The organism is Streptomyces triticagri, assembly GCF_003429565.1.
Taxonomy (GTDB): Bacteria; Actinomycetota; Actinomycetes; order Streptomycetales; family Streptomycetaceae; genus Streptomyces; species Streptomyces triticagri.
Genome location: NZ_QUAK01000049.1, coordinates 52,892 through 60,414, shown reverse-complemented (window position 1 = coordinate 60,414; position 7,523 = coordinate 52,892). Strand labels below are relative to the sequence as shown.

5 protein-coding genes are annotated in these 7,523 nt (G+C 70.7%); 4 read left to right on the top strand and 1 reads right to left on the bottom strand.

Annotated features, from left to right (window positions below; translation table 11 throughout):
* From DY218_RS09330 to obgE, 4 genes are all read left to right on the top strand, one after another.
* Nucleotides 1-2,551: Rne/Rng family ribonuclease (locus tag DY218_RS09330; protein ID WP_147336129.1), on the top strand; the 2,551-nt coding region annotated here is incomplete at its 5' end.
* 266 nt (nt 2,552-2,817) lie between these two features.
* Nucleotides 2,818-3,138 carry a 50S ribosomal protein L21 gene (gene rplU, locus DY218_RS09325; protein WP_128555456.1) on the top strand — a complete coding sequence of 107 codons (321 nt, stop codon included), beginning with the start codon at nt 2,818-2,820 and terminating at the stop codon, nt 3,136-3,138.
* Between the two features lie 14 nt (nt 3,139-3,152).
* Entirely contained in the window at nt 3,153-3,410 is a 258-nt protein-coding gene (gene rpmA / locus DY218_RS09320; RefSeq protein WP_128555455.1) for a 50S ribosomal protein L27, read from the top strand.
* Nucleotides 3,411-3,564: 154 nt separating this feature from the next.
* A complete protein-coding gene (gene obgE / locus DY218_RS09315; RefSeq protein ID WP_128555454.1) occupies nt 3,565-5,001 on the top strand; it encodes a GTPase ObgE in 1,437 nt (478 codons plus the stop codon).
* A gap of 113 nt (nt 5,002-5,114) precedes the next feature.
* Here the strand turns inward: obgE and DY218_RS09310 are convergent, their stop codons facing one another.
* Nucleotides 5,115-7,244 carry a hypothetical protein gene (locus DY218_RS09310; protein ID WP_128555453.1) on the bottom strand — a complete coding sequence of 710 codons (2,130 nt, stop codon included), beginning with the start codon at nt 7,242-7,244 and terminating at the stop codon, nt 5,115-5,117.
* Between the last annotated feature and the right edge of the window lie 279 nt (nt 7,245-7,523).

Sequence of the window (7,523 nt, the reverse complement as noted above, 5' to 3'; positions counted from 1 at the left end):
GTCGCAGGACGAGGGCGAGGACACCGAGGCCGCGGACGAGCAGTCCGAGTCGGACGAGGACAAGGACGGGTCCGAGGCCGCCGACGAGGAGCGTGCCGAGTCGGGCGGCTCCAGCAGCAGCCGGCGCCGTCGTCGGCGCCGGCGTCGCGCCGGTGACTCGGGTCAGGACAGCGAGCCGGTGGACGGCGACCCGGAGCGCACGGTCGTCAAGGTCCGCGAGCCGCGGCCCAAGTCGGAGCCCTCGGACGAGGTGCAGTCCATCAAGGGCTCGACCCGTCTGGAGGCGAAGAAGCAGCGCCGCCGCGAGGGGCGTGAGCAGGGCCGTCGCCGGGTGCCGATCATCACCGAGGCCGAGTTCCTGGCCCGCCGTGAGGCCGTCGAGCGCGTGATGGTCGTACGGGAGCAGGGCGAGCGCACCCAGATCGGTGTCCTCGAGGACGACGTCCTGGTCGAGCACTACGTCAACAAGGAGCAGTCGACCTCGTACGTCGGCAATGTCTACCTGGGCAAGGTGCAGAACGTCCTGCCGTCGATGGAGGCCGCCTTCATCGACATCGGCAAGGGCCGCAATGCCGTGCTGTACGCGGGCGAGGTCAACTTCGAGGCGCTCGGCATGGCCAACGGGCCGCGCCGTATCGAGACCGCCCTGAAGTCCGGCCAGTCCGTGCTCGTCCAGGTCACCAAGGACCCGATCGGCCACAAGGGCGCCCGGCTGACCAGCCAGGTGTCGCTGCCCGGCCGGTACCTGGTCTACGTGCCCGAGGGCTCGATGACCGGCATCAGCCGCAAGCTCCCGGACACCGAGCGGGCGCGCCTGAAGAGCATCCTGAAGAAGATCGTCCCCGAGGACGCGGGCGTCATCGTGCGGACCGCCGCCGAAGGTGCGAGCGAGGACGAGCTGCGCCGCGACGTCGAGCGGCTGCAGGCGCAGTGGGAGGAGATCCGGAAGAAGTCGAAGAGCGGCAATGCGCCGACTCTGCTGTACGGCGAGCCGGACATGACCGTCCGTGTCGTGCGCGACATCTTCAACGAGGACTTCTCCAAGGTCATCGTCAGCGGTGAGAACGCCTGGGAGACCATCCACGGATACGTCTCGCACGTGGCCCCGGACCTCGCGGACCGGCTGCAGAAGTGGACCTCCGAGGTCGACGTCTTCGCCACGTACCGCATCGACGAGCAGCTGATGAAGGCGCTCGACCGCAAGGTCTGGCTGCCGAGCGGCGGCTCCCTGGTCATCGACAAGACCGAAGCGATGATCGTGATCGATGTGAACACCGGGAAGTTCACGGGTCAGGGCGGCAACCTCGAGGAGACCGTCACCCGGAACAACCTGGAGGCGGCCGAGGAGATCGTCCGGCAGCTGCGCCTGAGGGACCTCGGCGGCATCGTCGTCATCGACTTCATCGACATGGTCCTGGAGTCGAACCGGGACCTGGTGATGCGACGCCTTCTCGAGTGCCTGGGCCGGGACCGGACCAAGCACCAGGTCGCCGAGGTGACCTCGCTCGGCCTGATCCAGATGACCCGTAAGCGGGTCGGGCAGGGGCTGCTCGAGTCGTTCTCGGAGACCTGCGTGCACTGCAACGGCCGTGGCGTCATCGTGCACATGGAGCAGCCGACGGCCTCCGGTGGCGGCGGCAAGCGGTCCAAGAAGCGCGGGCGCGGCGGGGACCAGGCGGCGGAGCACACGCACGAGCACGTCAAGGACGGTTCGGCGAAGGACACGTCGGCGAAGGACGCGTCGGCGAAGTCCAAGGCCGAGCCGGAGACGGAGACCGAGGCGGAGGTCGCGGCCGAGGTCGCGACGCCGGTCAAGCTCGCCGAGCCCGATTTCAAGCCGGACGAGGAGCTCTACGGCAGCGCCGCCGAGGCGGAGGCCGCGGCCGGTCGTGGTGGTCGTTCGCGGCGCCGCGCCTCGCGCAAGGCCTCGGCTCCGGCCGGGTCCCCGAAGCCGGCGCAGGAGACGCCCGCCGCGGTGACCGAGACGCCCGTCGAGGAGCCCGCCGCTACCGCTCCGGAGCCGGCCGAGGAGGCCGCCGCGCCGGCGCCTCGCACGCGGCGTCGCGCCTCCCGGAAGGCCTCGGCTCCGGCCGGGTCCCCGAAGGCGGCCGAGGAGGCACCTGCGGCGATCACCGTCGAGGCTCCGCCCGCGCCGGCCGCCGAGCCGGAGCCCGTCGCACCGGCGCAGGAGGCCCCCGTGGCCGAGCCCGCGCCCGTGGAGGAGCCCGCCGCGCGTCCGCGTCGCCGTGCCGTGCGCAAGGCCGCCGCCCCGACCTCGGCGGAGGAAGCCGCCGTGGTGGTCGTCGCCTCGGGCGGCGACGAGGCCGCTGCCGGGGAGCCGGCCGCGGAAGAGGCCGCTCCGGCGAAGAAGGCGGCCCGCAAGACCGCCAAGAAGGCCACCGCCAAGAAGGCCGCGACGAAGAAGACCGCGGCCAAGAAGACGACGGCCAAGAAGACGACGACGGCGAAGAAGGCCACCAAGGCGAAGAAGACCGCCGCGGCCGAGCAGCCGTCCGCGTCGAGCGTCTCGGCCCCGGCCGAGGACGCCTGAGCCGAGGACGCCTGAGCAGTACGTCACGACGACGCCCTCCACCTGGCAGTACCGCCGGGCGGAGGGCGTCGTCGTACCTGGTTTGACCCTTTCGGTGGAGGCCCCGTAATCTTGGGCGTCGGTGTGTGACTACGCCGCGCCCCTGAGCACCTCCCTCCCGCTTCGTGCAGGAGAGGCCGCTCGTCCGATCCGGATCCTCGGTTCCCCAGGGAGCCGTGTGAGCGGCTGGCATCAGGGGTTCCGTTCCGAGCGAGAGAGAGTTCCGCGTGTACGCCATCGTGCGCAGCGGTGGTCGCCAGCACAAGGTTGCTGTCGGCGACATCGTTGAGGTTGACAAGATTTCCACCGCCCAGGTAGGCGACACGGTAGAGCTCTCTACCCTGCTCGTTGTCGACGGCGAGTCCGTGACCAGCGACCCGTGGGTGCTGGCCGGCATCAAGGTCCAGGCCGAGATCGTGGACCACCACAAGGGCGCGAAGATCGACATCCTTCGCTACAAGAACAAGACCGGCTACCGCCGTCGTCAGGGCCACCGCCAGCAGTACACGGCGATCAAGGTCACTGAGATCCCCACGGCTGCGAAGTAAGGGACTGAGGAGACATGGCACACAAGAAGGGCGCATCGTCCACTCGGAACGGTCGCGATTCCAACGCTCAGCGGCTCGGCGTGAAGCGCTTCGGCGGTCAGCTCGTCAATGCCGGTGAGATCATCGTCCGCCAGCGTGGCACCCACTTCCACCCGGGCGACTCCGTCGGCCGCGGCAAGGACGACACGCTGTTCGCGCTTGCCGCCGGCGCCGTGGAGTTCGGTACCCACCGCGGCCGCAAGGTCGTCAACATCGTTCCGGCCGCCGAGTAATTCCGGCTCCGTAGAGCGGTTCTTTCCGAGGGCGGACCTCGCCTTCCGTACGGACTCCGTACGGGAAGCGGGTCCGCCCTCGGCGTGTTACGAGTAAGACCATTCCGTACTCCTCCGGCCGCCGGCCGGGGGGACCCCCAGGAGGCACCCCACCATGACCACCTTCGTGGACCGCGTCGAGCTGCACATCGCCGCGGGTAACGGAGGCCACGGCTGTGCCTCCGTGCACCGGGAGAAGTTCAAGCCGCTCGGCGGCCCGGACGGGGGGAACGGCGGCCGGGGCGGTGACGTCCTGCTGGTCGTCGACCAGTCCGTGACGACGCTCCTCGACTACCACCACAGCCCGCACCGCAAGGCCACCAACGGCAAGCCCGGCGAGGGCGGCAACCGCTCCGGCAAGGACGGCGGCGACCTCGTGCTGCCCGTACCGGACGGCACCGTCGTCCTGGACAAGCAGGGCAACGTCCTCGCGGACCTGGTCGGCGAGGGCACCAGCTACGTCGCCGCCCAGGGCGGCCGCGGCGGCCTCGGGAACGCGGCGCTCGCCTCGGCCCGCCGCAAGGCCCCCGGCTTCGCGCTGCTCGGTGAGCCGGGCCGTACCGGGGACGTGGTCCTCGAGCTCAAGACCGTCGCCGACGTGGCCCTGGTCGGCTACCCGAGCGCCGGCAAGTCCTCGCTGATCTCGGTGCTCAGCGCCGCCAAGCCGAAGATCGCGGACTACCCCTTCACGACGCTTGTGCCCAACCTCGGTGTGGTGACGGGCGGTTCGACGGTCTTCACGATGGCCGACGTGCCCGGGCTCATCCCCGGCGCGAGCCAGGGCAAGGGCCTCGGCCTGGAGTTCCTGCGGCACGTGGAGCGCTGCAGCGTCCTCGTACACGTCCTGGACACCGCGACCCTGGAGTCCGACCGCGACCCGCTCTCCGACCTCGACGCGATCGAGGCGGAGCTGAACGAGTACGGCGGGCTGGCCGACCGTCCGCGCCTCGTCGTCCTCAACAAGATCGACGTCCCCGACGGCAAGGACCTCGCCGAGATGGTCCGGCCCGACCTGGAGGCCAGGGGGTACCGGGTCTTCGAGGCGTCCGCCGTGGCGCACACGGGGCTGAAGGAACTGTCCTTCGCGCTCGCCGAGTTGGTCGCTGCGGCGCGTGCCGCGAAGCCCAAGGAGGAGGCGACCCGTATCGTCATCCGGCCGAAGGCGGTGGACGACGCCGGGTTCACGGTCAAGCGCGAGGAGGACGGCCTCTTCCGGGTGCGCGGCGAGAAGCCGGAGCGCTGGGTCCACCAGACCGACTTCAACAACGACGAGGCCGTGGGCTATCTCGCGGACCGGCTCAACCGCCTCGGTGTCGAGGAGGAGTTGGTGAAGGCGGGCGCCCGCTCGGGCGACGGCGTCGCGATCGGCCCCGAGGAGAACGCGGTCGTCTTCGACTGGGAGCCCACCGTGCTCGCGGGCGCCGAGATGCTCGGCCGGCGCGGCGAGGACCATCGCCTGGAGGCCCCGCGGCCGGCCGCGCAGCGCCGCCGTGACCGGCAGGCGGAACGGGACGAGGCGGACCAGGAGTTCGACGGCTTCGAGCCGTTCTGAGCGGCGCCCCGCCGCCGCGGGAGATGTGAGCGGCCCGGCGCGCTCGGAAGAACGGGTCGGGCCCCCAGGAGAAGTTCCTCGGGGCCCGACCCGTTGCGCGTGCCGTCGTCGATTCAGGCGTTGACCGAGTCCTCGGCTCCGGCCGCATCGGTGTTCTCGGCGTTCTCGGCGTTCTCGGGGTCGGCGTTCTCGCCGTGCAGCTCCGCGGCGGCCTCGTCGGCCTCCGCCTCGCGCTGCGTCGGGATGCCCGCCGCGGTCTTCGACTCCATCCGGGCCCGCCGCTCGTCCGCCCGCGCACACAGGGCGCGTACGGCGTCGTTGAAGCGGACCAGGGACGGCGGGTCCGCGGGGCCGAGGAGGTGCTCCTTCAGCTCCGCGCGGGCCGCCGCGTGCCGGTCCTTCTCCGGGTTGCGCACGGTGTCCAGGAGACCGGGCACCTCGTCGGCGGCCGGGCTCAGGATCGTCGCGGCGCTCACGGTCGGGAAGCTGCTGCGGAACTCGGCCTCGGACATGCCCGAGGTGTTTGCGACCGCGTACGGCTTCTCGCTGGTCAGGTAGTCGGAGACCACACTGGACACATCGCTGATCAGCAGGTCGGCCTGGTTGAAGCAGGTGAAGATGCCGGGCCGGGCGTCCGTGATGATCTGGTGCTCCCAGTCCGGCAGCGACGCCCAGTAAGCGGCCTCCCAGGCCTCGGTGGCGACCGCGACGGCCGCCTCCCGGCTGCCGTCCGGGACGCCCTGGAGCAGCATCCGCTCCATTTCGTCCGCGCCGGTGCGGAAGTTCGTGGAGGTCAGGTCGTCGAGCTCGGTGGCGCGCCGGGCCAGCTCCTGCGCGGCCTCGGGTCCGGGGCGCTCGCCGGAGCGCCGGGCGGCGGCCTCGCGGATCAGGGCCCGGATGCGCTCGTCCGCCGCGCCCGCGCGCGGGTCCACGGAACCGGTCATCGGATGCGGCTTGTAGAGCAGCCGGACGCGGTCGTCGGCGAGCAGGTGGCGCACGATGTTCTCACCGGCAAGCACCACCGAGGTGTTGCCCGGGTTGCCGTCCCAGCCCTCCCAGGTGGGGGCGTACAGGACGGTGGTGTACGTGCCCTTCGGGGCGCCCGTGTACGGCAGGATCGGCGAGAGCTGGGGGCGGCCGACCTCGACCACGTCCCGGTCGTCGACGCCGATGTCGGCCTGCTGGTAGCGGTCGCGGGCGGCGGGTCCGGCCACCCAGACCTCGTCGTAGGCCTTGGCGTACGGGTTGCAGGAGGAGAGCTTGTCGCTCTCGCCGTGGTTGGTGAACGCGTGCTTGATCGACGGTATCCGCAGGACCTGCGACGTCTTACCGGAGTTGGCCGGGTGCAGCATCATCTTCAGCGTCGAGTTCTCGAGCGCGAACATGTTGGCGACCTTGGGGATGCAGACGATCGGCACGTCTGTGGCGTCGATCTTCTGCACCATGAAGCGCTCGCGGAGCACGATCAGCGGCTTGCCGTCCACCTTGGAGAGCGTGGAGAGCCACATGTTCGCCTGGTACGCGGAGGTGGTGCCGCCGGAGAAGTACATGGCGACCGTGGGCCGGTACTCGGCGAGCCACCGGTCGAACCACTCCATGACCGCCTTGTCGTTCGCCGCGCGCTTGGCCGGGAGCAGCCAGGTGGCCAGGTGCACGGTGCCCGCCAGGGTCACGGCGAGCGAGACGCCGACGCCGACGGCTCCGCCGTACACGGTCTTGGTGAGTGCCGAGGTGAGCAGGCCGACGGTCGCGGGGACCGAGAACAGCAGCAGGCGGTGAGCCTGCCGGCGGGCCAGGATGCGCGGCGGGGCCTTGGTCAGGTGCAGCGCCGACGCGTCGATGTTCCGCGTGACGAGCGGCAGCTGCCGGCTGCGGCGGACCAGGACGGCGAGCGCCTGGCAGACGAAGTGCAGCAGGAAGAAGGCGAGCAGCGAGATGGTCAGCGGCGCCTGCTCGTGCAGCGGGTTGATGCCGGGCAGTCGCAGCAGGCCGACCAGGATCAGCATGTCGCGCAGGAGCTGGCGGACCGTGACGTCGAAGCGGATCTTGCCCAGGAGCGCGAGCAGACCGGGCTGCCGGTACTGCAGATACGTGTCGAGGGCGAGCCCGCCGGCGGAGGCGATCACGAAGACCGGCAGGTTCGGCAGCAGCGCGCCGGCGAGCTGGGCCGTGAAGAGCACGAACATCGACAGCAGGGCAAGCAGCTGCACGACGCGGCGGGGTGCGAGACCGGCGGAGGGCACGGGCTGGGCTCCTGGCAGGTTGGCTGGGGGGAGGGCGAGTGTTGCTCGAGGGTGCTGCGGGACCGGCGGCGAGCTGCCGGCCGGAACTTGCGGATCATCCTCGGACCTTGGTGGGGAAGGTCGACCCCTGACCGTATGGCTATCCCGGTCCCTGTAGCAATCTTCGGTCCCAGGAATCGTGAGATAAAGGGGCAAACGCTATGAACCTCAACACGTCCCGGCCCTCTGTCGGTTGGGACGTGAAACGCGCCACATTCCGTTCCCTGTCCCGGGCGCTCG

What these genes read in the sequence shown, in the direction of transcription:
- rpmA (WP_128555455.1), top strand. Translation starts at nt 3,153, where the DNA reads ATGGCACACAAGAAGGGCGCATCGTCCACTCGGAACGGTCGCGATTCC.
- obgE (WP_128555454.1), top strand. Translation starts at nt 3,565, where the DNA reads ATGACCACCTTCGTGGACCGCGTCGAGCTGCACATCGCCGCGGGTAAC.